23 protein-coding genes and 1 pseudogene are annotated in these 24,749 nt (G+C 53.1%); 7 read left to right on the forward strand and 17 right to left on the reverse strand.

The genetic code is table 11. The annotated features are described in order from the left end of the window. The first annotated feature begins 125 nt into the window (after positions 1–125). From RTX30_RS22005 to RTX30_RS22015, 3 genes are all read left to right on the forward strand, one after another. Complete coding sequence (locus RTX30_RS22005) at positions 126–5,600, forward strand: hypothetical protein (protein WP_312692865.1); 5,475 nt, start codon at positions 126–128, stop codon at positions 5,598–5,600. A gap of 476 nt (positions 5,601–6,076) precedes the next feature. Continuing rightward, entirely contained in the window at positions 6,077–6,775 is a 699-nt protein-coding gene (locus tag RTX30_RS22010) for a phosphohydrolase (protein ID WP_312692867.1), read from the forward strand. Between the two features lie 9 nt (positions 6,776–6,784). Further along, a complete protein-coding gene (locus RTX30_RS22015; RefSeq protein ID WP_312692869.1) occupies positions 6,785–7,291 on the forward strand; it encodes a very short patch repair endonuclease in 507 nt (168 codons plus the stop codon). Positions 7,292–7,298: 7 nt separating this feature from the next. Here RTX30_RS22015 and yedA read toward each other — a convergent pair whose 3' ends face one another. Next, positions 7,299–8,210, reverse strand: coding sequence for a drug/metabolite exporter YedA (gene yedA, locus RTX30_RS22020; RefSeq protein WP_312692871.1), 912 nt, complete (start codon positions 8,208–8,210; stop codon positions 7,299–7,301). A gap of 190 nt (positions 8,211–8,400) precedes the next feature. On the opposite strand from yedA, the gene RTX30_RS22025 reads away from it, so the two are divergent. The 3 genes and pseudogenes from RTX30_RS22025 (at position 8,401) to dgcQ (ending at position 11,393) form a co-directional block, all read left to right on the forward strand. After that, positions 8,401–9,312, forward strand: coding sequence for a DUF808 domain-containing protein (locus RTX30_RS22025; protein WP_312692873.1), 912 nt, complete (start codon positions 8,401–8,403; stop codon positions 9,310–9,312). Positions 9,313–9,391: 79 nt separating this feature from the next. Beyond that, positions 9,392–9,574, forward strand: a complete 183-nt coding sequence (locus RTX30_RS22030; protein WP_312692875.1) for a DUF2158 domain-containing protein — start codon at positions 9,392–9,394, stop codon at positions 9,572–9,574. A 109-nt stretch (positions 9,575–9,683) separates the two neighbouring features. Beyond that, a pseudogene (gene dgcQ, locus RTX30_RS22035) lies at positions 9,684–11,393 on the forward strand (cellulose biosynthesis regulator diguanylate cyclase DgcQ). Here dgcQ and RTX30_RS22045 read toward each other — a convergent pair. Then, complete coding sequence (locus RTX30_RS22045) at positions 11,351–12,187, reverse strand: mannosyl-3-phosphoglycerate phosphatase-related protein (protein WP_312692881.1); 837 nt, start codon at positions 12,185–12,187, stop codon at positions 11,351–11,353. The pseudogene dgcQ and the gene RTX30_RS22045 sit on opposite strands and share 43 nt — an antisense overlap. A 290-nt stretch (positions 12,188–12,477) precedes the next feature. Next, a complete protein-coding gene (gene yodD, locus RTX30_RS22050) occupies positions 12,478–12,708 on the reverse strand; it encodes a YodD family peroxide/acid resistance protein (protein ID WP_312692884.1) in 231 nt (76 codons plus the stop codon). Between the two features lie 127 nt (positions 12,709–12,835). Here yodD and dsrB point away from each other — a divergent pair, with 127 nt between their 5' ends. Then, positions 12,836–13,024: a protein DsrB gene (dsrB, locus tag RTX30_RS22055; protein WP_312692886.1), complete on the forward strand. Its 189-nt coding sequence runs from the start codon at positions 12,836–12,838 to the stop codon at positions 13,022–13,024. Between the two features lie 43 nt (positions 13,025–13,067). On the opposite strand, the gene rcsA is transcribed toward dsrB, so the two are convergent. The 14 genes from rcsA to fliF all read right to left on the reverse strand — a co-directional run bounded on the left by rcsA (position 13,068) and on the right by fliF (position 24,670). Further along, a complete protein-coding gene (gene rcsA / locus RTX30_RS22060) occupies positions 13,068–13,691 on the reverse strand; it encodes a transcriptional regulator RcsA (protein ID WP_312692888.1) in 624 nt (207 codons plus the stop codon). A 277-nt stretch (positions 13,692–13,968) separates the two neighbouring features. Continuing rightward, positions 13,969–14,766: a flagellar biosynthetic protein FliR gene (gene fliR / locus RTX30_RS22065; RefSeq protein ID WP_312692890.1), complete on the reverse strand. Its 798-nt coding sequence runs from the start codon at positions 14,764–14,766 to the stop codon at positions 13,969–13,971. An 8-nt stretch (positions 14,767–14,774) separates the two neighbouring features. Beyond that, the gene (gene fliQ / locus RTX30_RS22070; protein WP_312692892.1) at positions 14,775–15,044 is read right to left on the reverse strand and encodes a flagellar biosynthesis protein FliQ; all 270 of its coding nucleotides are present in this window, start codon (positions 15,042–15,044) and stop codon (positions 14,775–14,777) included. Positions 15,045–15,053: 9 nt separating this feature from the next. Then, complete coding sequence (gene fliP, locus RTX30_RS22075; RefSeq protein WP_312692894.1) at positions 15,054–15,791, reverse strand: flagellar type III secretion system pore protein FliP; 738 nt, start codon at positions 15,789–15,791, stop codon at positions 15,054–15,056. Next, positions 15,791–16,165: a flagellar biosynthetic protein FliO gene (gene fliO, locus RTX30_RS22080; RefSeq protein WP_312692896.1), complete on the reverse strand. Its 375-nt coding sequence runs from the start codon at positions 16,163–16,165 to the stop codon at positions 15,791–15,793. Before fliO ends, fliP begins: the two co-directional genes overlap by 1 nt. A gap of 7 nt (positions 16,166–16,172) precedes the next feature. After that, positions 16,173–16,592, reverse strand: a complete 420-nt coding sequence (fliN, locus tag RTX30_RS22085) for a flagellar motor switch protein FliN (protein ID WP_312692898.1) — start codon at positions 16,590–16,592, stop codon at positions 16,173–16,175. Beyond that, complete coding sequence (gene fliM / locus RTX30_RS22090) at positions 16,589–17,593, reverse strand: flagellar motor switch protein FliM (protein WP_312692900.1); 1,005 nt, start codon at positions 17,591–17,593, stop codon at positions 16,589–16,591. The genes fliN and fliM overlap by 4 nt, the downstream gene beginning before the upstream one ends. A 4-nt stretch (positions 17,594–17,597) precedes the next feature. Then, positions 17,598–18,068, reverse strand: coding sequence for a flagellar basal body-associated protein FliL (gene fliL / locus RTX30_RS22095; protein ID WP_312692902.1), 471 nt, complete (start codon positions 18,066–18,068; stop codon positions 17,598–17,600). Positions 18,069–18,171: 103 nt separating this feature from the next. Beyond that, complete coding sequence (fliK, locus tag RTX30_RS22100) at positions 18,172–19,443, reverse strand: flagellar hook length control protein FliK (RefSeq protein WP_312692904.1); 1,272 nt, start codon at positions 19,441–19,443, stop codon at positions 18,172–18,174. Continuing rightward, positions 19,440–19,883, reverse strand: coding sequence for a flagellar export protein FliJ (gene fliJ / locus RTX30_RS22105; protein ID WP_312692906.1), 444 nt, complete (start codon positions 19,881–19,883; stop codon positions 19,440–19,442). The genes fliK and fliJ overlap by 4 nt, the downstream gene beginning before the upstream one ends. A gap of 19 nt (positions 19,884–19,902) precedes the next feature. After that, entirely contained in the window at positions 19,903–21,273 is a 1,371-nt protein-coding gene (gene fliI, locus RTX30_RS22110) for a flagellar protein export ATPase FliI (protein WP_312692908.1), read from the reverse strand. Further along, complete coding sequence (gene fliH, locus RTX30_RS22115; protein WP_312692910.1) at positions 21,273–21,983, reverse strand: flagellar assembly protein FliH; 711 nt, start codon at positions 21,981–21,983, stop codon at positions 21,273–21,275. Before fliH ends, fliI begins: the two co-directional genes overlap by 1 nt. Beyond that, on the reverse strand, positions 21,976–22,974 hold the full coding sequence (gene fliG / locus RTX30_RS22120) for a flagellar motor switch protein FliG (protein ID WP_312692912.1): 999 nt from the start codon (positions 22,972–22,974) through the stop codon (positions 21,976–21,978). Before fliG ends, fliH begins: the two co-directional genes overlap by 8 nt. Further along, positions 22,964–24,670 carry a flagellar basal-body MS-ring/collar protein FliF gene (gene fliF, locus RTX30_RS22125; RefSeq protein ID WP_312692914.1) on the reverse strand — a complete coding sequence of 569 codons (1,707 nt, stop codon included), beginning with the start codon at positions 24,668–24,670 and terminating at the stop codon, positions 22,964–22,966. The genes fliG and fliF overlap by 11 nt, the downstream gene beginning before the upstream one ends. Between the last annotated feature and the right edge of the window lie 79 nt (positions 24,671–24,749).

The raw sequence follows: 24,749 nt of genomic DNA on the forward strand, positions 1-24,749 counted from the left end.
GGCAGGCGTCCGGAGTCACCTCCTCCGGTGGTGAGCTGGTTCTGTCGGAGGACGCCACTACCGCGCAGGAGTCCGACGTCACCTCCGCTGGAGACCGTCCAAACTATGACTATATTGCCCTGACGATGTTGGGCGGCGGCGCGGCGGCGGCGCAGGCAGGGCCACAGGGCATTACTGACCGTCTTTCTGCGATCGCGCGCACAGGTGGTTTGCTAATGGCCGGGGCCTCAGCGCTGATGACACGAAGAGGCGCGGGGATTGCAACAGGCGCTTCGGCACTACTAGGAAGCCTGGCATATGCCAGCTACTTACTCTTTGGCAACAGGGGCGGGGAACAGAACGAAACCCCGCTGACGCTGGATGAGCTTGCTGAGTTGACTGGTGCGCTGACAGAGGACGAACGCGCACTGGTGGAAGAGCTCTACCTTTTACATGAAACTCACATCAGCCAGCCTGAAGAAGAGACTTACCCCTTCAGTGAGAGCGAGATTGCCGAAATTGAGCAGATAGCGGCTGAGCTGGAAGCAGAATTTGCCGCGTCTGTTGAGACGCCTGTGGCCCATAGCCGATCGAAACGGTGGGCGATTGGTGGTCTCGCTGTGTATAACCCCAAGAAAACGAATACCGTAACCACTACACGTGCCCCGGTCAAAGCAAGACCGGTCAGGGCGACAACGACCACAACGACTGCGAAACCAACAACGGTAACGACCCCGTCTACGACGCCCTCAACAGAAGACCAGGAAACCCGGCAAGAATACTGGTCTCGTCGCTATGAAGAAACGGCAGAACAGTCACCGGAGAAATTTTATCTGAATTTACTGCGTAATGGCGGGGGGAAAAATACCTGGTCTTATTTGGTGGCACCGAGAGAGAGCTTTCCACTGAATGACACCTGGGTCACCCGGATGGATGCGCTGAAACTGGAGAGTCTGCCACAGGAGTTTAGCGCCAAAATCGCGCTAGCCTCTCAGGATGCGGCCAAAGAACCGAATGTCAAAGCCGGGATAGCGCAGCTTCCTGACGACAAATGGTTGCATCTGGGGAAATATTATCTGCTGTTTTATCAGAAAGTGATGTCTCTGTGGGCAAATTTTATTCTTAACCTGGAAGTGAATGATGCCAACCGATGCGGTACTGAGGTAGATCGACTGCAGAACCTGACTGGTACGCTAAATAAAGAGTTCGATGGCGCAGCAATTGATGCCCCTGCTTTGAAGAAGCTTTCCAACCAGGGTAAGCAACTGAAAAAGAGAAATGAGCAATTGCGCGTATTCAGCACGCATAAGTCGCTGTCTGATTCATTGAAAAATGACACATTGATATTCAGCCCATTAATACCGAAGTCCGAAGCCTTTTGGAAAAAGTACAGCCTTGCCTATATCGACAAGATCGATCCGTCAAAATTTACCGCCGATTTTCGCTCAACGCTCTTCACTTTTGTGACAGACCTTGTTGATCAAACCAAGGCGAGCCGGGGAGAAAGGATAGTATTAGGTGACTTGTATTCTAATTTAAGCATCCTGACACTGGAGCGTCTGAAAAATGCGCTGCAGGAGAAGCGTGGAAAGGATGCCTATAACTATGCGGTGCTTGATGAACAAGTGGTGCGCATTATTCGTGAAAATATCGTGAAGTTTTGGCACACCCATGAGATGAAATTCTGGCTCGGCAGATACAACACCATCAGGAAAGAGATTAAACCGTTACTGGATGTATGGCTGGGGAAAGTGGCACCGGACAAGTCTACCACACCAACGAAATCGCCTACGAAAATATTGGTTAAGGTGGAAGATGACCCTGCTGATACAGGAGCCAGAAGTGTGTCAGCTGAAGAGACAACGGCCCCCACCAGTGATGAAGTTGACGACAGTTTTAACTGGGCAGAAATCGGCAGACAAGCAGAAGCCATGGCACCATTGCCTGAACCTTTTAGCGTCCGTCAGTATGCGCTCAATAAGTTAGAAGGAAAGCTGGATACATTCCTCGGGGAACTGACCGGTTTCCTGAGTGAGAATATTTTCAGTCCGGACCGCTATATTGATACGTTTATTCGTGATTCACTCAATATCCACCGCCAGGATGAAGAATGGTCGCCAGACAGTCAAATCACCGTCAATGAAATTATTTATCATCTTTCCGACGGGCGAGCTGCGGGAGTCCACGAGACTATCCCCCACAGTTATTCCCTTCGCGATATTGCTCGTGGGAAGCCCCGCAAAGATCTTGGAACGTCTTATTCCGACAGTAATATCCAGTGGCCCGCCTCGTTTAGTGAACAACTGCGCCATCGTCTCCTGAATATAGACCTATCCGTCGACCTGAAATTGGATGCGCTGTTTGGGGCGGACAATCCCGAGGTCAAAAACGTCTATAAGGTGATGACGACGCGTGCTGCAATGGCTTATCTCGACAAAAAAAGAGCAACGCCAGGCGGAACAGGGGGAGAGTATCATCAACATTATATCGATGCGGTCAAACAGTTTCTTAAGGGGGAAACGCAGGCTGAAACTGTGGAATGGCACGGTAGCACGCTCACAAGCCTGATATTTATTCCGGTGCCTTCATCTAAAGTGCTGGGTGATAAAAAAATTGGTGTGTTGCTCTCGCTGTGGGATAACGATTACTTCGACGTGCCCTGGCCGGGCCTGGCGGAATTAGAAAAAAAAGAAGGAGAAGAGCGAAAGATTCCTCCCTCGCTCACTGTTGAATCCAGCCCTGAATTCAGAACCTTTATTGAAAGGTACCGGACAGTAGGGACCGGCAAGGCACTGAAAGAAGTGCCTGATAGCTTTGGTTTCTTGCCTCACCATCATGATGCACCGGAACAGCACCCTGATTTTACCTTTCAGACGAGTTATACCGTTTATAACCCGCCCTTTACCACGACAGCAAAAAGCCGAGATGCACTGATAGATAAACTGATCCAGCGGCAGAGGAACGACCTGTCTGATCTGTATGACGAACTGATTAATTCAGCCGCTGAGCATCAGCGTGCCGTGATACACGAATTGGTGAACACCCTGGCGGTGATGTCCGGGTTGTTGTTGATGGCGGGGGGCATTGTGGTTGGCGGGCCTGCGCTGCCCTGGATTGCGGCTTCGATGGCAACCACCTTGTTGCTCGAAGTGGTGCCCAATATTGTGCTCTATTCCCAGGCGGATGATGACGAAGAGCGCAAAGTGTATATGCGTTCCATGATTATGGCAGTGGCGTTTGAATTAGGGGGATCGCTAGCCGGCGTTGCGATGGAACAAATGCTTAGAGGTGTTTCGCGTCTTACGCGTCTTGCCGTTACTGCGCTGCCAGATACGCTACCCGGTATGTACAAACTGCTTAAAAATAAAGTGTTGAGGGTTATCGCCAAAACGGGTGTACGGCGTCTACGCCTGAAGAAGGACGTAGCCACAGCGATCAGTCAGGAAGGACTCGACGATCTGGATCAGATAGTGAGGGCGCTGAAGAAACCTGCGCCACCGCCAGTACCCAAAGAGATCCCTGTCGAGGCGGTTCCTGATGATCCTGGATTTAATTATCCTCCCGGGGCCAGGGGCGGCGCGCCCGCCGAGGCTGAACCTGTCGCGGGGCCTTCAGGCCGGCTCAGCCCCTCTGTCGGTATAAAAGCCGATTTGTCCCTGGAAGGGCGAATTCACGCGCTATCCGATGTTATTAGCGAAATGGACAAAATGCGTTTCGAGTCGAATGTGCGTATCGTTACTGCGTGGAAAAAAGGCAGTACCACGCATGAAATCACCAACTCCTATTATATCCGTGGCCTGCGCCGACAGGACCACGTAGTGGTTCAACTTTTCTCTGATAATGGCGAATTTTCATACGTCTATTTTGATGAGGATGAGTGGTTACAAATTATGGCCAATAAGGCGCAGCAGTCAGATGACTGGCTGCTGGCCTATTACGACCTGGCCAGCGAGGCTGATCTCACCGGAGTGAAAGGTGAATTAAAACCGCTGACGCAAATGAGTGGTTCGTTACCTTTAGAGGATTACCCGAAAGACGGCGTTCTGCTTTATGCCTCGAAAGCGTATAAAGACATGGTCGCTAAACAAGGCGTGAGTTTTGATGCCATACAGAAATTTCTTGATCAGCTGCATATTCGGGAATCAAGCCCAACAGAAGAGAGTAGCCTGTCGACGATAATCAAAAATGCCATTGAAGGGAGCGACGAACTTCAGTCTTCGCTTCGCCAGGTCTCATTGTTTGACGAAATACCGAAAGCATGGAAAGCCGCCGATGCCGACAGTGCGAAATTGATGAAACGGATCGAGGAAATAAAAGATCTTGGACCTGACATCACCCATTTCAGACCCTTAGTGAAGGACTTACCTTTCAGGCAAAATAATCCTCAGTTGAGTGAGGCACTTAAAAAGCTCTATACCAAAACGCTACATTCCGATCCGAGTTTTAAAGTGCTTTCGACGGATTTTTCTCGCCTTAAGGCGAAACAAGGTGGCGGCATGGTATCGATGACACAGCTCAACGTCATTGAGCAGGGGTTTAATCGCGTTTTTGATATTGCAGAGAAAGTACAGGCACTCATGGTTGAAGCGAAAAGTAATTCTGCGGTGCATGAGCGGATCCTGGTATTGCTGGCGAAATTCCTCAATACCACCGACAGTAAAATTCTCGGCGAGGCCTTTGAGCGGCTGACTATTATGGCGGAAAGGCTGCGGGATTTTGCCCGGTATCATGTGCAGGAAACAAAACTCGGGCGCGTTGTGGTGATGAAAAAAGTCGATGCTTCAGAGCCGGAGGTTTTTGCTTACGTTTATCAAAGAGATCCCACGGCCCGCATTATGGTGGTCCTGCCGGATATCCTGGAAGATAAAGCGGTTCATGACACGATCATTCATGAGATATCTCATCAGGCAATAGGTACCGATGATTTTATGTATTTAACGGAATTTCCGAAAAAATACTCCGCTTTCCAGGCGCATCATATCTCCTTCGGCACATACCCTTTTGAGCCAGATAGCGCCCATGTGCCGTTGGGGCGTGCCGCGCAGTCTTATGGAACCACCGGAGTGGAACGCCTTAAACCGTTATCGGATTACGATCTCGCATTAGCGCAAGCCAGGGTCCGATTTCTTCCCATGGAAAGGGCAAATGCGAAAATGGGCAACGCAGATTCGCAGGTGATCCTGTTGTCGGCACTTATCAATAATTTCGACTTTGAAAAAGTGATGTTTGCCGGAACCGGGTCCTATACCTGGCGTTTTAAAGTTATTGAGGATGCAGTTGCGCGGGCAAAACGTGACGTAGCGGCGCAGGGGGATATTCATGAGCAGGTTAATTTACCGGAGCACACTACAATGACAGAGCAAAGTGATATACCTGAACAAAGCACGACACCGGAGGCAGCGACTGCCACAGTGAGTGATCCAGCGCCTTTGTCGTTCAATGAAGAGCTGCTTGTGCGGGAATACAGTGAACATCTCCTTGCCGCTATGCTTGCACAGGCAAATGATTTTGAAGCGGGAGATGCGCTGACTGAAGAGGAAATCGAAAAATTAGGTCTTCTGCTCACAGAGATCGGTACAACGACGCCGGCTACGCCTGGCGGCGAGGTGACTGATGATTAATATTCACCTCACGCACAAGGTATTTGCATAGCACGACATTACCTTTCAGCCAACTGGAGAGCAACTACACTGGCAGGTATATCCTGTTGGCAACCTTAATACATGGGGAAATAAATACCGGAACAAGTACGTTTATCTGATAAATAGGAACAGGAAGGGTGTTTTCTAAAATTATTAATTGTTCTGATAAAAAGAAAATATCCTGGCGGTTAACGCCAGGATACGCGTTGTCAAATACCGACAAAAAAGCTAATGCTAGAGAGGTTACTAATAAGACGCCGAAATCATCGCATATTTGCGGTAGCAAAGAAATAGTTGTCAAATCAGAACGGGTAATATTTATTTTATTACTGTAGTATCAAATATGTTTTTTTTATAATAATAACCCAGCTTTATGGCTGCATCTTTTTTTCGGTGAAAAAGTGGCCGCTGAACGGGTAAGATAGCAGGGTGACGGTTTGAGCTTAGGAGCAAAGATGGATTTGAACGACTGGCAGCGCCGCTTTGATGAGTGGGTTTCACAACATATTGATCATGCAGACGCCGCCCATGATGTATCGCATTTTCGCCGGGTGTGGAAGACCGCACAAACGCTGATGCAGGGGCAGCAGGTGGATGCACTGGTGATCCTGACGGCATGCTACTTCCATGACATTGTCAGCCTGCCGAAGAACCATCCGCTGCGCCATGAATCCTCGGTACGCGCAGCGCAAAAAACTGCCGATATTCTCGTTAACGATTTTCCTGATTTCCCGACGCAGGCGCTACCCGCAGTGCGCCATGCGATTGAAGCCCACAGTTTCAGCGCCGGGATCGCGCCGCAAACATGGGAGGCGAAAATTGTGCAGGATGCCGACAGGCTGGAATCGTTAGGTGCAATTGGCCTGGCGCGGGTGTTTGCGGTGTCTGGTTCGTTGGGAATGGCCTTGTTCAACGGTGACGATCCATTTGCCGCCGATCGTGAACTGAATGACCGACTTTATGCCCTCGATCACTTCCGCTGTAAGCTGTTAAAACTGCCCTCATCTATGCAAACGGAAAAAGGACGCGAGCTGGCACACTATAATGCTGATTTTCTGGTGCAGTATATGGCCAAGCTCAGCGCCGAGTTGCAGGGAGATTTTGAGCGTCTTGATAACGCTATACTGGACAGATTCAGCACGCGACTCTCCTGAGGAAACGGCATGGCGGATGTGCACGATAAAGAGACGCGCAGTAAAAATATGCGCGCCATTGGCACGCGGGACACGGCCATTGAAAAGCGGCTGGCAGCCTGCCTGCACGCCCTCGGGCTCGATTTTCGCGTCCAGGAGGCTGACTTACCCGGGCGGCCTGATTTTGTAGTGGATCACTACCGCTGCGTTATCTTTACCCATGGCTGTTTCTGGCATCGGCATCACTGTCATCTGTTTAAAATCCCTGCTACGCGTACCGACTTTTGGCTGGAAAAGATTGGTAAAAACGTGGCGCGAGATGCCCGCGATCGTGCCCGGCTGGCAGAATTCGGCTGGCGTGTGTTGATCGTCTGGGAGTGTGCGCTACGCGGAAAACGGCGTTTGAGCGAAGATGCACTGCGTGAACGGCTGGAGGAGTGGATTTGCAGCGGAGATAACAGTGCGCAGATTGATACGTTGGGCATCCATGCCATGCCCGATAAGGTCAACTCGCTGCCGTCAAAAGGCAGCGAGTAAGTCGCCCTTATTTTTCTGCTTCACAAGGGGTAATGACCGGGCGCGCAGGCAACATGTATTTGCCTAATGTTACCAGCACCACGGCCATAATGATGATCCCCAGCGCCAGCCACTCCGTGGGCGACAGGTGTTCGCCGCCGAAGCCGGTGCCGAGCAGAACCGCCACCACCGGATTCACATAGGCATAGCTGGTGGCGACTGCCGGAGAGACATTACGGATCAGGTACATATAGGCGTTGATGGCAATAATCGAGCCGAACAGTGCCAGGTAACCCACTGCGAGAAAACCTGACAACGGTGGCATGGCCGTCAGCTGTTCGCCGCTCAGCGCCGAGGCAACCAGCAGCACAATACCGGCGGTCAGCATTTCAATGGCGCCTGCCATCATGCCGCTGGGTAACGCAACGCGTGAACCATAGACAGAACCGAATGCCCAGCTCATCGAGCCGACCAGAATCATCAGAGCGCCCCATGGGTTGCCGCTTAAATTGCCACCACTATTGAGTAAAATTATTCCTGCCAGGCCAATCGCGATGCCAAACCACTCAAGTTTCCGCGTTGCAATGCCGAAAAAATGACTGAAGCACAACGTAAAAAGCGGCACGGTGGCGACGACCACGGCAGCGATGCCGGACGGCACATTCTGGTGCTCTGCAACGGTGACAAAGCCGTTGCCTACCGCCAACAGCAGCACGCCGAGTAACGCGGCATTGAGCGCCTGGCGCAGCGGAGGCAGTTTGTGCCCGGTAAGAAGTAAACCGGCGGTCAACAGCACGCCTGCGGATAAAAAGCGGATCCCGGCCATCATAAACGGCGGCCAGCTCTCGACACCAATGCGGATAACAAAGTACGTGGAACCCCAAATAATATAGAGCGCAAACAGTGCGCCAATAAGCGGTAAAACCCGGCTGAAACGCATAACCCACCAGTACAAAAGATACGAGGCTTATAGTAAACGTCAAAACTATCCGCCTGGCGAGGGGTTAATTGCAGAGAAAGTGTTAAATTTTTGTTGACACAAAGCAGCGATTTCCGCGAACGCATTTTTACATCATACTGTGAGTCAGGCTGTACGTTTTTAGGCAACATAATCAATAAGGAAGGATATTTTGGCAGGAAGTAGTTTATTAACCTTACTGGATGACATCGCCACCTTGCTGGATGATATTTCGGTGATGGGGAAGCTGGCGGCGAAAAAGACCGCTGGCGTGCTGGGGGATGACTTATCACTGAATGCGCAGCAAGTAACCGGCGTGCGCGCGAACCGTGAATTGCCGGTCGTGTGGAGCGTGGCGAAAGGCTCATTGCTTAATAAAGTTATTCTTGTGCCGCTTGCGCTGTTGATCAGCGCCTTTATCCCCTGGGCTATCACGCCGCTGTTGATGCTCGGCGGTGCGTTTTTGTGTTTCGAAGGTGTGGAGAAAGTGCTGCACACGCTTGAAGCGCGTAAGCACAAAGAGGGGCCGGAGGCGCGGCAGCAACGCCTGACCGCACTGGCCGCGCAGGATCCGCAGCAGTTCGAAAAAGACAAAATCAAAGGTGCGGTACGCACTGACTTTATCCTGTCGGCGGAAATTGTCGCCATCACGCTGGGGATTGTTGCCGACGCACCGTTACTTAATCAGGTACTTATTCTGTCCGGGATTGCGGTACTGGTGACGATCGGCGTGTATGGCCTGGTCGGCGTGATCGTTAAACTGGATGATATGGGCTACTGGCTGGTTGAAAAACGGGGCGTACTGGCGCAGTGCGTCGGTAAAGGATTGCTGGTGGCGGCTCCCTGGCTGATGAAAATCCTTTCCGTTGTGGGCACACTGGCCATGTTCCTTGTGGGGGGCGGCATTGTGGTCCACGGGATTACGCCGTTGCACCATGCGATTGAACATTTTGCTGCAGAGCAGAATGCGATCCTCACAATGCTGGTACCGATGGTGGCAAACCTGGTGCTGGGTTTTATTCTCGGTGCTGTGGTTGTTGCCATTATGAAAGCAATGACGCATTTGCGAGGGAGCAAGAAATAAAAACTTGCGTGGGCGATTACGCAAGATAAACAAACTTCGTCTAAGGTGAAAAAGTTTCGCCCTGATACAGGAGGCAGTAATGGTCTTTTTGATCAGCGATGAAGTTCAATCCAAAAATGGTGGTCCATGCATGATCGTTACCGGCTATGCCAGCGGTATGGTGGAGTGCCGGTGGTACGATGGCTACGGGGTCAAACGTGAAGCCTTTCGTGAAGATGAACTGATGCCTGGCGACAGGCAAAGGGTGCACGAAGAGGTCTGACCCTATCAAACGCCTGGCTTTGCCGGGCGTTTTTCTTGCCTGACCCCCACCCACTACGCCGATTGTAGGATCGAGAACACAGCGAAACAGAGCATATCGGACCCCGCATATGCGGCAGGAAAATGTCGTGAAAGAGAGTAGGCGGCTTGGAAATCTAAAGAAGTATTTCTACCCTGCGCGGGTGGTTAACCTCTGTTTTGTTGTTGTGATGGTCTGTTCAACCATTCTCACCTGGCGTGAGGTGATGGTGTTGCAGGGAGCCTATGTCACCAGCCAGCGTAGCGCGCTGGAAAATGTCAGCAATGCGCTGGATATGCAGATGCAAACGGGCGTAGACCGCCTGATATTCTTTCGCAACGGTATGCAGGCTGCCATGGAGACACCGCTCGGTTTTAAGGTACTGAACAACGTTCAGGACGAATTCGAGCGTGTGCGTCAACAGCCGCAATGGCGCATCGGCCTCAACAGTACCCGGACGTTACCGATTTACGGCGTATCTGACTATTTTGTCGACCAAAGCCCGTTACTCAATCGCGATAATGAACAACTCCATAACGAGCTTATCGCAGCTATGGAGTTAGGCTACCTGTTTCGCTTGTCCACGCACGCCTCGTTGCTACCGCGTCAGGCCTATTATGTCTCGCGCGCAGGGTTTTACCTTTCTACTACCCCGGTTGAAAACGAGCAACGTATTATTCCGACCTATTACAAGTTACTGATGCGCCCTTGGTTTCGCGGCCAGCAAGAGCAGGTGAACCGTGGCCGCGGTGTGCAGTGGTTTACTGACCTGGCGCACCAGAGAAGCGAGGAAGACAGCTTCGTGGCCGCCAGTTTGCCGCTCGATTTTCAACACACCTGGTATGGGGTGCTGGTGTTGAGTTTCCCGGTGAACGCGATTAATCGCTTACTGGTTGATGCACAAAAAGATCAAGAGGGCGGTGAGTACCAGCTCTACGATAACCAATTCAGGCTGGTGACCAGCACGCAGACACATCCTGAGGCGCTGGCGGCATTCAGCGAAAAAGAGCGCGCGACGCTCCAGGCGGATATGGCGCAGGATACCGTTGGGGGTGTACATCTGGGTACCCGCTATGTGAGCTGGCAAAAGCTCCGGCTGTTTGGTGGTGTTCTGCTGAGGGTACATAACCTCCAGGAGGGCATTGTCGGTGATTTTGGCCGTATTAGCGTCGCGCTGGCGCTGCTTTGGGTGTTATTTACCGCGATGCTGATCTTTGCATGGATAGTGATCCGGCGCATGGTCAGCAACATGTAGAGCATGCAACACACATTGCAATGGCAGGCGTGGTATGACCCGCTGACGCGGTTGTGTAACCGCGGAGCGCTGTTCGAAAGAGCGAAAGTCTTAACCGAGGAGTGCCGCCAACACCAGCTGCCGTTTGCAGTGATTCAAATCGATCTCGACCATTTTAAAAGCGTAAATGACCGATACGGGCACCAGGCCGGGGATTTAGTCTTGTCGCATGCGGCTAGCTTGATTAGTAGTTCAATCGGCGGTGAGGATGTTGCCGGGCGCGTGGGTGGCGAAGAGTTTTGTATTCTGCTCCCTGGCAGCACACTGGCACAAGCTGCACAGGTCGCAGAACATATTCGATCACGTATCGGGACCAAAGAGATTTTGATCCAGAAGCATAAAACCCTGCGTATCAGCGCGTCGCTCGGTGTAAGCGGCGCGCAGGAGAGTGAGGGTTACGATTTCGAATATTTACAATCGGTGGCGGACAGCCGTTTATACCGGGCGAAGAATAGCGGCCGCAATCAGGTTTGCTCGGAAGATGCCGCCCCTGCGCCGAACAGATGATCAAGGCCCTCCCGCCAGCCGGCAGCGCCTTCGTGCTGCGAGTGATAGACCCTGTCTGGTGTATCCTTGCGTAGCTGAACGCCCTGGCGGTTAAGGCCTTTCACCACAATGGCATAATCAACGCTGTCCAGTAGCGGGGCATCGTTAGGGCCATCACCAAGCCCCAGGGTAAAGGCGTGCTTGCCCGTGTAGTGATGGTACTGGCGCGTCAGCCAGTTTACGGCCTGATCTTTGCCACCGCGTTCATCCAAAACATGCCAGAAACGGGCGCCCTGCACAAAACGCAGGCCCAGTTGTCCCAGCATTGTGGCGAATGCTGTCATTTCTTCATCACTGTCGCGCCAGATCAGCGTTTCCGAGGCTTCCTGCAGGCGCGCCAGACTGGCTTGCGCGGGCGGCATACCGGTGAGCTCGCTCAGGACGTGTTCATCCAGTTCATCAAACATCGTGAATTTCCAGCCATGTTTCAGCCGCAGTTTTTGCAGTACGCTGGCGATTTCCTCATGCGGGGAGCCCGTAATAATGCGCGGGTAAGTTTCATGATCCTGCCAGTGTTCATCTAGCTGGATCACGGCGCCATTCTCGGCAATAAAGGGCAGACCCTGTAGCCCCATGGTTTTTTGCAGGGCCATCATTTCGGCGGCAGTTTTACTGCTGCACAGAATAACGGGAACATGATGCTCGCTTAGCGTGGCGAGCCAGTCGGCGGCAGCCTGCCAGTCACCGGTATGGTTATCGCACAGCGTACCGTCTACATCGGTAAAGACCAGTAAGGGTGAATCCAGACTCGGCATGTTGTCTCCTTTCATGTCCCGACAATGGCGGATCGTGTTCATTGAGTCGTAGGGATAGGGCACTGACTTCGGCGTAAAATTGCCCGCTTTATGAGCAATTCCTGTCGCGCATTGTATCCAATAGAATACACATGTTTACGCTAATTAATTGTTTTCTTAATAGTTCTTGTCATCACCCGGGTTTGTCGTTAGAGTTTTGCTTACATCAGATTCCCTGGTGTACGAATTTTTTAAGTGCTTCTTGCGTGAGCAAGTTTCATCCCGGCGGCAATCACCGCCGGGACTTTTCTTCAGCGATTCACCTCAGTGATGCTGAAATCATGTACATCCAGTTCGAATGCTTCTGCCAGTTCCCGCCAGGTGTGATATTCCCGACCGTCGACGCTGACGCGCTGGCCATCTTCATCATCGACGCGATGAACTTCACTCTCACTAATTTCATTTATCGCCGCCAGCAGGGCATCGACATCGATGTTGACATCCCGCTTTGCGGTTTCGCTGTACTCTTTCACCGTTTTCATACAGTCACCTCTTTCGCAGTCCCACTGCTTAGTATAGACGGTAGAAAAAATCGCCAGCTAAACGCAGTGACGCTGTCAGGCTGCGTATTTTGTTCTACACTGGCGTAAATGTGACAGGAGGGTAATTATGAAGGTTAACGATCGGGTTACGGTCAAAACGGACGGAGGTCCACGCCGTCCGGGGGTGGTATTGGCTGTCGAGGCATTTAATGAAGGTACAATGTACCTTGTCTCACTGGAAGATTACCCGCTCGGTATCTGGTTCTTTAATGAAAAAGATCACGCGGACGGGATTTTCGTCGAAAAAGCCGATTAATTTTCGCCCTCCTGCCAGGGAGGGTGAAGAGATAACCATTCCCTCAACGCATATTAACAAATATACCCGACGTGACGTTGTCCGTCAGCCGAACGACATGGTAAATCACTTGTTTATTATGCGTTTTAATTTTTCTTTTTATATTCCCCTTATGTGATGATACCGTCTTGGCTTTAATATTCATCTGGTCGGAAATTTGAATCGTATCCTGCCCGGACATCCACATTTTTAGCATGCTGGACTCGGTGCGACTCAATGAAAGCGTGGGTAAATTAATTGTCCCGACACTTTTTTTCTCTTTGCTAAGATAATCTCCAAGGATATTATCCAGCGACTCAGGCTTAATCGATTTAGAACTGATCAATAAGTTCTTACGAACCAATAGATATTCATCAAAGTGGATGTTGGCAATGGCCATAAATACAATAAATAGCGTTCGGGGATGCTGATTAATGACTTGCTTAATATGTTGACTGCTGCTTGGGTCATGAATAAAGCAGTCTTCATTAATAAACACCACGGATGGCTGGAATGTGGCGCAAGCTGATTCGAGTTCATCAACGGTTTTTATGTCGTTGATTTCTCGTTTTTTAACCCCCCGACTTGTCAGATACCCTGTTAATCCCAACCGGGTATAACTGCATAAATCCATAATAATCGTTGACATGGCATACCCTCACTCAATGCGTAACGATAATTCACCACCGCCAGAAGCTTCAGAAGCTGTACAGGAAAGAAACTGATATTACTGAAATGCAACCTGACCCTCAGGCGAAACCCACTATCCCGTAAAGTTAGGTATAATTTGCCAGGAATCATCTTAAAGTAAAGTAAATGTTGCGTTCTGTGAGGACGTTAAAAACAAATAAACCGCGCCAGATATAAGGTGGAAGATGTTTTGCGAATTTAACTTTAGGATTATCCTCAAAGAGGCAGCCTGAAAATCAGGGATTTGGACTTTTCGGCAATTCTCTGACGATCTCAGCTAACAGATTGAAAATCTCGCTGAATAACCGTTCGCAGAAGGGTGCTACCAGCGGCATCATCGCCGCCATCAGCAAAATACCGACGCTCAGCGTCACAGGGAAACCGATCACAAACACCGATAATTGCGGTGCCATACGGTTCAGCAGACCAAGGGAGAGGTTGATGGTTAGCAGCAGGGTAATAATCGGCAATGCCAGCATGAGCCCATTGAGGAAGATGAGGCCCGCGCCGCGCGTTAACGCCAGGAAAGCGTTACTGTTTACCGGGTCACCGCCAATCGGCAGCGTGTGAAAGGTATCGACCAGCATTGATATAAGCCATAAATGCCCGTTGAAAGTCAGGAACAATAACAGCGCGAGCATATCAAGAATGCGTGCCAGCACCGGCATATTTAAATGACTGGTTGGATCGACAAAGGTGGCGAACGAGAGGCCCATCTGTAAGCCGATCAGTTCACCTGCGGTACGAATGGTGGCAAAAGCAAACTGCATGGTAAAGCCGAGCGCGATGCCAATCAGCATCTGCTGCATCGCCAGCCATAATCCGGTGACGGAAAAGATCGGTACATTCGGTACCTGCGGCAACGTCGGGGCGATCACCACCGTAATGAGGATCCCCAGCCCCAGTTTTACCCGGCGGGGAATACGAGACTCACTCAAAATCGGGGCGGTCATGATCAGCGCCAGCACGCGCACCAGCGGCCAGAAATACATATTCAGCCACTCGAGCCACTGATCGCTGGTGATATTCAGCATACGCTGTGTTACCCGATGATATAGGGGATGTTACTGAACAGACCGCGCATATAATCGAGCAGTAAATTCAGCATCCACGGCCCGGCAACCACAATCGTAACGAACACGGCAATGATTTTCGGGATAAAGGAGAGTGTCATTTCGTTAATTTGCGTTGCTGCCTGCAAAATACTGATCACCAGACCGGTAACCAGCGCGACCAGCAGTAGTGGGGCAGCGAGAGCGAGTGCAACTTTCATTGCCTCGGTGCCCATCATCATGACCGATTCTGGCGTCATGCTTTATCCTCAACTGTAGAAACTTTGTGCCAGCGAACCGACCAGCAACTGCCAGCCATCCACCAGTACAAACAGCATCAGCTTGAAAGGCAGGGCGATAGTCGCCGGAGGTACCATCATCATCCCCAACGCCATCAGCACGCTGGCGATAACCAGGTCGATAATCAGAAACGGAATAAAAATCGTAAAACCAATCTGGAATGCGGTTTTCAGCTCGCTGGTCACATAGGCTGGCAGCAGAATACGCATCGGCACGGCTTCCGGCCCCTGAATAGGCGCGGTATTTGCCAGACGGGCAAACAGTGCCAGATCGGATTCACGGGTCTGGCGTAGCATGAACTCGCGCAGCGGCTGCGCCCCACGGTCCAGCGCCACGTCAACGGAGATCTTATTTTCGCTAAACGGCTGATAGGCGTCGGTGTAAATCTTATCGATCACCGGCGACATAATAAAAAAGGTTAAAAATAGCGCCAGGCCAAGCAATACTTGGTTAGGTGGCGCAGAGGGCGTACCCAGCGCGTTTCGCAGCAGGCCAAAGACGATAATGATGCGGGTAAAACTCGTCATCATCAGCAGCACGGCAGGCAGGAAGGTGAGGGAGGTAATAAATACCAGGGTCTGCACTGGCAGTGACCAGCTCTGACCACCGTTCGCCAGTGGCTGGCTTACCAGTCCGGGAAGTTGAGCGAACGCGGCAGGCGCAAACAAAAATAGCCCCGCCAGCGCAAAAGATAACAAACGGCGCATCAGGATCTCCCGGAACGCTTAAGCAAATTCTTCATCACGGACTGGAAGTCCGCATTTTTTTCGTTCACGACTTCACTTTCAGCTGGCGCGGGAGGAAGTTTGTGCAACAGATTAATCTGGGTAGGGGTGACGCCCAACACCAGTCGCGCGTCTTCAACATCCACGATGACCACACGTTCACGCGGGCCAACCGTGGTGCTGGCGCTGACTTTTAAACCCCGGCCGCCAGCGGTTCTTCCGCCAACGCCCAGCCGTTTGGCCAGCCATGCGGCTATCAGGATCACGGCAATAATGCCAAACAGTGCGCCACTGACTTGCAGCAGTGGCGAACCGGGAACGGCAGAAGGTTGACTGACCGTAGCCTGCGTTTTCATAAGGGCCTCAACGGCTCAGGCGGCGCATACGCTCGGAAGGCGTAATGATATCGGTGATACGCACGCCGTATTTATCGGCCACGACCACAACTTCACCTTGCGCAATCAGATAACCGTTGATCAGGATATCCAGCGGTTCGCCCGCCAGCCCGTCCAGCGCCACCACAGAACCCTGCGTCAGACGCAGCAGTTCTTTAATGGTCATACGGGTACGGCCCAGTTCTACCGTCAGTTTGACCGGGATATCCATAATCAGGTCGATATCCTGGAGCGTGCCGGCAACATCGCCACCACCGAGTTGCTGGAACACAGCATCAGCTGCGCTCTTGCCGCCACCGGTTGTGGTTTTTTGTTCGTTTAACGCGTCAGCCCACAGATCGTCCAGTGCTCCGTTGTTCTCATCGGACGGATTGTTCATATCACTCATTTGGGCTGTTCCTCATTCAGCGAATTCAAAATCGGGTTTATCAAGTGCTCTACACGTAATGCATATTGTCCGTTGACCGTGCCGTACTGGCTGGTCAGCACCGGTACGCCGTCTACATGAGCGATGATACGATCGGGTTTATCAATCGGCAGTACATCGCCGGGTTGCAACTTCAGTATTTGCGACAAACGCAGAGGGATATCCGCAAAATTAGCAATCAAATTCAGTTCAGAGTGTTGAACCTGGCGGACCAGGTTATCACGCCAGTTCTGGTCCTCACTGCGTGAGTTTTCCAGCGGCGGGTTCACCAACATTTCGCGCAGCGGCTCAATCATGCTAAACGGCAGACAGATATTGAACTCACCCGTCAGGTTGCCGATTTCCACATGGAAAGGCGTGTTAACAACGATATCGTTCGGCGATGTAGTAATGTTCGTAAACTTAACCTGCATTTCGGAACGGACATATTCCACGTCCAGCGGGTTAATGGCCTTCCACGCGTCGCTGTAAGCTTCAAGCGCCAGCTTCAGCATGCGGTTAATCACGCGCTGTTCAGTATGCGTGAATTCACGGCCTTCCACTTTAGTCGGAAAACGTCCGTCACCCCCGAACAAGTTATCCACGGCGATGAACACCAGGCTTGGCGAGAAGACGAACAAGCCTGTACCGCGCAATGGCTTCAGGTGAATCAGGTTAAGGTTGGTCGGAACAGGTAAGTTACGCGCAAACTCGTGGTATGGCTGAATGCGGATCGCGCCTACGGTAATATCCGGGCTACGACGCAGCAAGTTAAACAGCCCCATACGGAACTGGCGCGCAAAACGTTCGTTGATGATCTCCAGCGCCTGCAGACGTTCACGTACCACGCGGCGCTGGGTATTGGGATCATAGGGGCGAATTTCACTGTCGCCACCCATGCCCGGTTGCGGATCATCACTCTTATCGCTGTCTCCGTTGAGCAGCGCATCGATTTCGGCCTGAGAAAGAATACTATCGCCCATGTCTTTACCGCAAAATGAAAGCTGTATAAAGAACGTCAGTGACTTCCTGTTTAGGTTGTCCTGGCACTAACGGCGCTGCGAGTGCTTCTTTGATCGCGGTGGCAAGTTTCTGTTTGCCCTCGTCGGTAGCAAGTTGCGTAGCGTCCTGACGTGAGAACAGCAACAGCAGACGGCTGCGGACTTCTGGCAAATATTCGCTCAGGCGGGCACGCGTTGCGTCGTCTTTCAGACGCAGCGTGATGCCCACATACAGCACACGGTCGGCATCGCCCAGGTTCACGGTAAAAGTGTCCAGAGCGAAAAAGACCGGTGCAGGCGGTGGCGGAGGTGGTTCCGCTTTAGCGCTTGCCGCAGGTTTCTGTTGCATACGCCAGTAACTATAGCCAGCAGTGGCGCATGCCGCGAGGGTGATTAACACCAACAGCGGGATCCAGATGGAGCGCTTACGTTTTTTAGAGATAGCGGAGTCAGTCATCGGTTACGGGCTTCCTGTTAGTACTGCTTATGCAATGATTATCCCGTGTCCTGCTGCCAACAAAGCGCGGAAAAGACGGGGATAATCATGCTACCTCTGGCGTTTAGGCGAAAATGTCGACTGCGCCGTTACCGCGAGCGGCAGACTGCAAGGACGCCGGGGCCACTAACGCGTCGCCCTCATCCGCGCCAAACAGATCGCCGGAGCCCGAACGAGAAGATTGCTGTTGCTGCGAAGACTGTTGCTGCTGCTGTTGGCTGGCAAAGTTTTCGCTGCTGATATTGCTCTGGCCAAGTTGAATGCCACTTTCAGCCAGCGATGTACGCAGCATGGGCAGCGCGGCTTCGAGCGCCTGACGAACATGGCTATGAGCGGACACCATTTGCAACTGCGCCTGGTTGTCTTCCAGTTTGATAGAGATCTGCACCTGACCCAAATCTTCCGGATGTAAGCGCAGTTCCGCACTCTGCTGACCCTGACGGGTAAACAGCGTTACATGCTGGCTCACATTCTGCTGCCACTCATGACTGCCCAGCGGAGCGCTGATCACCGGGGCGGCGACGGGCGCACTGGCCTGCGCCGCACTGGCAGTTGTTGTCACGGGCGCCATGCTCACGGTGGTGCTGGTGGTCTGCTGGGCGGCGTGATCGGTCTCTTTACGCGAAGCCAGCGCCGCAGCAAAAGTGGCTGATTGTGAGGCATCATCGGTACCTTGCGCGTTACCGGCTACGCCATCATGCAAACCTTTGCCCGTTGCGCGTGGTAAATCGCCCGCGGCATCGGTGGTCAGCGCGCTGCTATTCAGGGCACGGTTTGCGGCTGCGCCTACATCACTGGCACGGGTTGCCGCAGTGGTTGTACTCGCTGTTTGCGCCGTGGACAGTTGCTGTGATTGCTGGTGCGGCAGCATCGCCATCAACGCACTGAGATTCGCGAGATCTTCATCGCTTAATTCACTTTTTTCATCGGAGGCCTTCGCTGTTTTTGTCAGCGCGGCCAGCACATCACTTTTGCTGGCAGGAGACAGACCCGACAGTAAATTCTGCATCTCTGCGTTGCTTTCTGCGGTCGCGGTCACATCCGCTTTTGTGCTTTGGCGCGCCAGCAAGTCAGCCAGTTTTTGCGCCGGGGTTTGTGCTTCTTCACCAGAGGCCGCTGCGAGTTTACCTTTCGCCAGCTTGCCACTTAACGCGGCAGCCTGCAGGTCAGCGAGGGTGAGGGGGGCATCGCCCTCCAGGCCTTGCGCACCCGTGCCGGACATCGCGCCGGTGAGCAGAGCGAGGAAGTCCTGAGCGGAATCGCCGCCGGCCTTGCTCGTTTGCGCGCCGGTGGTTGCATCTGATTCTGTAACTAGCAGTTTTTGCAACGTAATCATTCTGTTTTCCTCAGGGAGGCTCGCTGTGCAAACTCATCCATCTTTTTCTGATCGAGGCGGTTTTCCGCCAGTAATGCTGCGGCGCTTTGCCTGTCCTGCAGAGTTTGCCAGGCCTGTAAGCGCTGTTTTTTCTCGCGCCAGCAACCGAGTGCGACATCCACTTTCTGGGTCCACTGCGTTAACTGGTGGCGATGTTGTTCTATGGCTTTTTCCAGGGTCTGAATAAACTGCTGATAGTTCTGCCAGCGCTGGTTATCAATGCCCTGACTCATATCATTGTTCAGACTGCTACGGTACTCATGCTGATAATCAATCAGCATTTTTAACTGCTCTTCGGCTTGCTGGCAGCCGCGACGCATTTCGCCCAGCTTCAGCGCTGCGTCTTCAACTTCTTTCTCTGCCAGATCTTTAAGCGTCGTCAATGCGCTGTTTTGCGTCATGAAGTCAGCCTCCACTACATTATGCTGTCGGGAAGATCAGCTCTAACGCCTGCATAGAATCTTCCCACCCGGCACGTTCGAAGATGCCCTGTTGCAAGAAAGCTTCGAGTTGCGGCCACAATGCAATGGCTTTATCCAGCATTGGGTCGCTGCCTCGCGCATATGCGCCAACGCTCACCAGATCGCGGTTACGCTGGAAACTCGACAGCAACTGTTTGAAATTTCGAACTCTTGCGTAATGTTTTTCAGTAATCAATGCGGTCATAGCACGGCTGATTGAGGCTTCGATGTCGATGGCGGGGTAGTGACCTGCTTCCGCCAGACGGCGCGACAATACGATGTGACCATCAAGAATAGCGCGTGCTGAGTCAGCAATAGGATCCTGCTGATCATCGCCTTCTGTAAGTACAGTATAGAACGCGGTGATAGAGCCTCCGCCGTGAATACCGTTCCCTGCACGTTCCACTAACGCCGGTAATTTGGCGAAGACAGACGGCGGATAACCTTTCGTTGCTGGCGGCTCGCCAATAGCCAGCGCAATTTCACGCTGCGCCATGGCATAGCGCGTCAGGGAATCCATAATCAACAGCACATGCTGACCGCGATCGCGGAAATCTTCAGCAATGCGCGTCGCGTACGCAGCGCCCTGCATACGCAATAACGGAGAAACATCCGCTGGTGCAGCGATGACCACCGAACGAGCGCGGCCTTCTGCGCCGAGGATGTTCTCAATAAAATCTTTGACTTCACGGCCACGTTCGCCAATCAAACCGACGACGATCACGTCGGCCTGGGTATAACGGGCCATCATGCCTAACAGCACGCTCTTACCAACGCCGGAACCGGCGAACAACCCCATACGCTGACCGCGACCGACGGTCAGCAGGGCATTGATAGCGCGTACACCCGTGTCCAGCACATGTTCTATCGGCGTACGTTGTAACGGGTTAAACGGCTGAGTGATCAGCGCGCCGGTTTCACCGGTGTCCGGTGACGGAAGCCCGTCAAGAGGTTTACCACCACCGTCGAGGACGCGGCCAAGCAGGGCAGGGCCGAGCGGCAACTGTTTTCCGCTGTGTAAATTGTCGCCTGTTACGCTGCGGGCATAGACGCGCGCGCCAGGCAAAATACCTTCTACTTCTTCAAGCGGCATCAGGAACAGACGTTGACCGTTAAAGCCCACCACTTCGCTTTCGACTTCGCGCATTTCCAGGCCATCCTGACGCTCAATAATGCAGGTCGCGCCCAGCGGCAGTTGCAGGCCGGTGGCTTCCAGCACCAGCCCGGTGGCACGGGTCAGGCGGCCGTAACGGCGTACAGACGGCAGTTGCGCCATCTTCACTTCAAAGTTATCCAGCGTGGTCAGCCAGCGGGTCAAACGTGCAGTCATCAAACAACTCCCGGCGCCGCCAGACGGCACAGTTCCTGCCAGCGTGTTGCCACACTGGCGTCGAGATCGCCTTCATCGGCGGACACTTTGCACCCACCTGGATGCAGGGTCGGGTCACCGCGCAAACGCCAGCCGTGCAGACTCAGCGTCGCGCCCAGCATCTCTTCAACGCGCTGCAAATCGTCCGGATGGACGCGCAGCTGCGGTTTACCGCTAAACAGCGGCTCTTGCTGCAACAGCAACTGGATCTGTTTAATCAGCGCGCTGTTATCAACAATGGGTACCTGGCCAAGCACTTGACGCGCGGCTTCGAGCGCCATCTGCATCAGGCGGGAGGCGATCACACTGTCCAGCGCATCCAGTGTGTACTGGAATTCGCTGACCAGTTGCTGCATGCGTGCATGCAGCGGTGCCTGTTGCTGGCGCGCCTGGTTTAGCCCCTGCTCGTGACCGGCGGCCAGACCTTCCTGATAGCCCACGTCATGACCAGCCTTGCGACCTTCCGCCAGACCGGCGTTATAACCTGCCTCGTGCGCCTGCATCTGGATTTGCGCCAGTTGCTGTTGTTGCTTCTGCTCCGCAGATAATGCGTCCTCTTCCTCGTCTACAGCCGGCTCGTCATTCTGCTTGTGCAGGGGCGCAAACTCGGCGCTAACAGGAAGGGCAAGGTCATCGGGCTTCCAGACCTTCCACGGCATTTCATTAGACATAGGTATCCTCGCCGCTGCCAATCACCATCTCGCCGGTTTCTGCCAGGCGACGAACAATAAGCAGGATTGCCTTCTGCTCGTTTTCCACCTGAGACAAACGAACCGGGCCGCGGTTGGCAAGGTCGTCGCGCAGGATATCTGCCGCACGCTGCGACATGTTGCGCAGGAATTTGTCGCGCAATGGTGGTTCGGCACCTTTGAGGGCCACCAGCAGGGATTCGGAGTCCACTTCCTGCAGGAGGCGCTGGATGCTGCGGTCGTCCACGTCCACCAGGTTTTCGAACAGGAACATCTCGTCGATAATTTTCTGTGCCAGCTCGCCGTCGAACTCGCGAACTGCCGTAATAACCGCTTCTTCCTGCTGCGTTTTCATCAGGTTGATGATTTCCGCCGCCGTTCTCACGCCGCCCATTTTGCTGCGCTTGAGGTTGGTGCCGTCGAGCAGGTTGTTCAGCACTTCGGTCAGTTCCGCCAGCGCTGCCGGCTGTACGCCGCCGAAGGTGGCGATACGCAGCATTACGTCATGACGCATACGTTCGTCAAACAGCGCAAGGATATCTGCCGCCTGTGCACGTTTGAGGTGCACAAGGATGGTGGCGATGATCTGCGGATGCTCGTCGCGAATAAGGTCTGCGGCGCTCTGCGGCTCCATAAAGTTGAGCGTTTCGATGCCGCTGGTGGTATCGCGGGTTTCGAGAATATCTTCCAGCAAGCTGGAGGCACGCTCTTCGCCAAGGGCTTTTACCAGAACCGTGCGCAGGTAGTCGTTGGCGTTGATGTTCAGCGCCGCGAACTGTTCCGCTTCGTTCTCGAACTCCTGCAACACATCCATCAGCTGCTTGTTGGAAATCTGGCGCACGCTGGCCATCGCGGTACTCAGGTGCTGGACTTCCCGGGCAGAGAGGTGCTTAAACACCTCCGCTGCACGGTCTTCGCCAATGGTCATCAGCAGGATGACGCTCTTGTCCGTTCCGGTAAGATTATTGCTCATGTTCGTTACTCATCCACTGGCGGATGACCAGCGCGACGACGCGCGGATCGTTATCTGACATTTCGCGAATACGTTGGCTCATTACCTCAGCGTTCATGCGCTGGTTAGAACGACGCTGCTGTTGCTGCTCGTCTTTGCTGAGGCGAACTTCCACGGACTCTTCGATTTCTGCACGCGCCTGTGCGGCTTCCTGAAGCGCTTTCGCTTCTTCCTGACGACGTACCAGCTGCGGACGTACAGCTTTACGCCACAGGATGAACGCGACAATCAACACCAGCAGCCAGCGACCGGCGGACATTAACTGATCGATAAACGCTTGCTGTTTCCAGAAGGGGAGTTGACCGCCCACATCATCGGTGGTGTTAAACGGAGAGTTCACCACGTTCAGCGTATCGCCACGTTTTTCGGTAAAGCCCATCGCTTCGCGGGTCAAATCTTCAATCTGTTTCAGTTGGTCGGCAGTCAGCGCTGCGGTTTTGCCATCGGCCAGGGTACGGTAGTTAACGACAACAGCAACCGAAAGACGTTGCACATCGCCCACATTCATTTTGGTGTGGCGAATAGTGCGATCAACTTCGAAGTTGGTCGTTTCGTTATGTGTCGTGTTACGCGGCCCGGTGGTGGTGCTGGTCGACGTGGTCTGACCGTTCTGCTGCCCCTGCGCATTTTGATTCTGCTGGCCGTTCTGCTGTTGGTTCGCATTCGGCGTCGTGATCGGCGCGCTATTCGCTGGCGCAGGCTGGTTGGAGAGTGCACCCGGCACGCCACCCTGATTCTGGCCGCCAATCTGTTCGCTGCTGTTAACCTGGCGCGAACGCATTACTGCCTGCGACGGATCACCGTTCGGGCTGTACTGCTCTTCGGTCTGCTCTTTGTTAGCGAAATCGAGCTGCGCGGTTACCTGCGCGTGCACGTTGCCGTTACCGACGATTGGGCCGAGGATGGCTTCAATACGACGCTGGATACGCCCTTCAACATCGGCTGTGTATTTCAGTTGTGCATCGTTCAGATCGCGACCGGCAGTACCGGATTGGGTCAGCAGGCGACCGCTCTGGTCGACAACGGTGACGTTGCCCGCGGGCAGGCCAGCGACGGCGCTGGATACCAAATGCACAATAGCGCTGATTTGACCATCATCCAGTGCACGGCCTGGTTCGAGGTTCACGGTGATAGAGGCAGAAGGTGATTTCTGCTCACGCACAAACAGAGACGGTTTTGGCATGGCGAGGTGTACGCGCGCGCCTTTTACCGGCCCCAGCGTTTCGATAGTGCGGGCCAGTTCGCCTTCCAGTGCGCGCTGGTAGTTAACCTGCTCGCTGAACTGGCTGATACCGAATTTTTCCTGATCCAGCAGTTCAAAACCCACCGCGCCGCCTTTCGGCAAGCCCTGCTGGGCGAGACGCAGACGCAGCTCGTGCACTTTATCTGCTGGCACTTCAATAGCCCCACCGGCGTCAGAGAAACGGTAGGGAATATTCATCTGGGTTAACTGTGTAACGATAGCGCCACCGTCCTGATCGGACAGGTTGCTATAAAGCGTGCGATAGTCAGGACTTTTCGCCCACAGGACCATCGCCACAATGATGGCAACGGCCGCAGCCCCGGCCACCATTAAAGGGATTTTGGGGTTCGCGCGTAAGCGGTTAATCCACTCAAGAGATTTATTCTGCGGTGCAGTTGTAGCAGTCGCACTCATTGTTGCGCACCTCTTAACTCTGGGCGGATGTTGTTATTTGAGTTGAGAAACAAAACTGACTCCCGGGTCGGCAAACTCG

This window comes from Kosakonia sp. (genome assembly GCF_032052965.1).
Classification (GTDB): Bacteria; Pseudomonadota; Gammaproteobacteria; order Enterobacterales; family Enterobacteriaceae; genus Kosakonia.

Coding starts and splice junctions, on each gene's coding strand:
- RTX30_RS22005 (WP_312692865.1), top strand. CDS start 126: ATGTTGGGCGGCGGCGCGGCGGCGGCGCAGGCAGGGCCACAGGGCATT.
- RTX30_RS22010 (WP_312692867.1), top strand. CDS start 6,077: ATGGATTTGAACGACTGGCAGCGCCGCTTTGATGAGTGGGTTTCACAA.
- RTX30_RS22015 (WP_312692869.1), top strand. CDS start 6,785: ATGGCGGATGTGCACGATAAAGAGACGCGCAGTAAAAATATGCGCGCC.
- yedA (WP_312692871.1), bottom strand. CDS start 8,210: ATGCGTTTCAGCCGGGTTTTACCGCTTATTGGCGCACTGTTTGCGCTC.
- RTX30_RS22030 (WP_312692875.1), top strand. CDS start 9,392: ATGGTCTTTTTGATCAGCGATGAAGTTCAATCCAAAAATGGTGGTCCA.
- RTX30_RS22045 (WP_312692881.1), bottom strand. CDS start 12,187: ATGCCGAGTCTGGATTCACCCTTACTGGTCTTTACCGATGTAGACGGT.
- yodD (WP_312692884.1), bottom strand. CDS start 12,708: ATGAAAACGGTGAAAGAGTACAGCGAAACCGCAAAGCGGGATGTCAAC.
- dsrB (WP_312692886.1), top strand. CDS start 12,836: ATGAAGGTTAACGATCGGGTTACGGTCAAAACGGACGGAGGTCCACGC.
- rcsA (WP_312692888.1), bottom strand. CDS start 13,691: ATGTCAACGATTATTATGGATTTATGCAGTTATACCCGGTTGGGATTA.
- fliR (WP_312692890.1), bottom strand. CDS start 14,766: ATGCTGAATATCACCAGCGATCAGTGGCTCGAGTGGCTGAATATGTAT.
- fliQ (WP_312692892.1), bottom strand. CDS start 15,044: ATGACGCCAGAATCGGTCATGATGATGGGCACCGAGGCAATGAAAGTT.
- fliP (WP_312692894.1), bottom strand. CDS start 15,791: ATGCGCCGTTTGTTATCTTTTGCGCTGGCGGGGCTATTTTTGTTTGCG.
- fliO (WP_312692896.1), bottom strand. CDS start 16,165: ATGAAAACGCAGGCTACGGTCAGTCAACCTTCTGCCGTTCCCGGTTCG.
- fliN (WP_312692898.1), bottom strand. CDS start 16,592: ATGAGTGATATGAACAATCCGTCCGATGAGAACAACGGAGCACTGGAC.
- fliM (WP_312692900.1), bottom strand. CDS start 17,593: ATGGGCGATAGTATTCTTTCTCAGGCCGAAATCGATGCGCTGCTCAAC.
- fliL (WP_312692902.1), bottom strand. CDS start 18,068: ATGACTGACTCCGCTATCTCTAAAAAACGTAAGCGCTCCATCTGGATC.
- fliK (WP_312692904.1), bottom strand. CDS start 19,443: ATGATTACGTTGCAAAAACTGCTAGTTACAGAATCAGATGCAACCACC.
- fliJ (WP_312692906.1), bottom strand. CDS start 19,883: ATGACGCAAAACAGCGCATTGACGACGCTTAAAGATCTGGCAGAGAAA.
- fliI (WP_312692908.1), bottom strand. CDS start 21,273: ATGACTGCACGTTTGACCCGCTGGCTGACCACGCTGGATAACTTTGAA.
- fliH (WP_312692910.1), bottom strand. CDS start 21,983: ATGTCTAATGAAATGCCGTGGAAGGTCTGGAAGCCCGATGACCTTGCC.
- fliG (WP_312692912.1), bottom strand. CDS start 22,974: ATGAGCAATAATCTTACCGGAACGGACAAGAGCGTCATCCTGCTGATG.
- fliF (WP_312692914.1), bottom strand. CDS start 24,670: ATGAGTGCGACTGCTACAACTGCACCGCAGAATAAATCTCTTGAGTGG.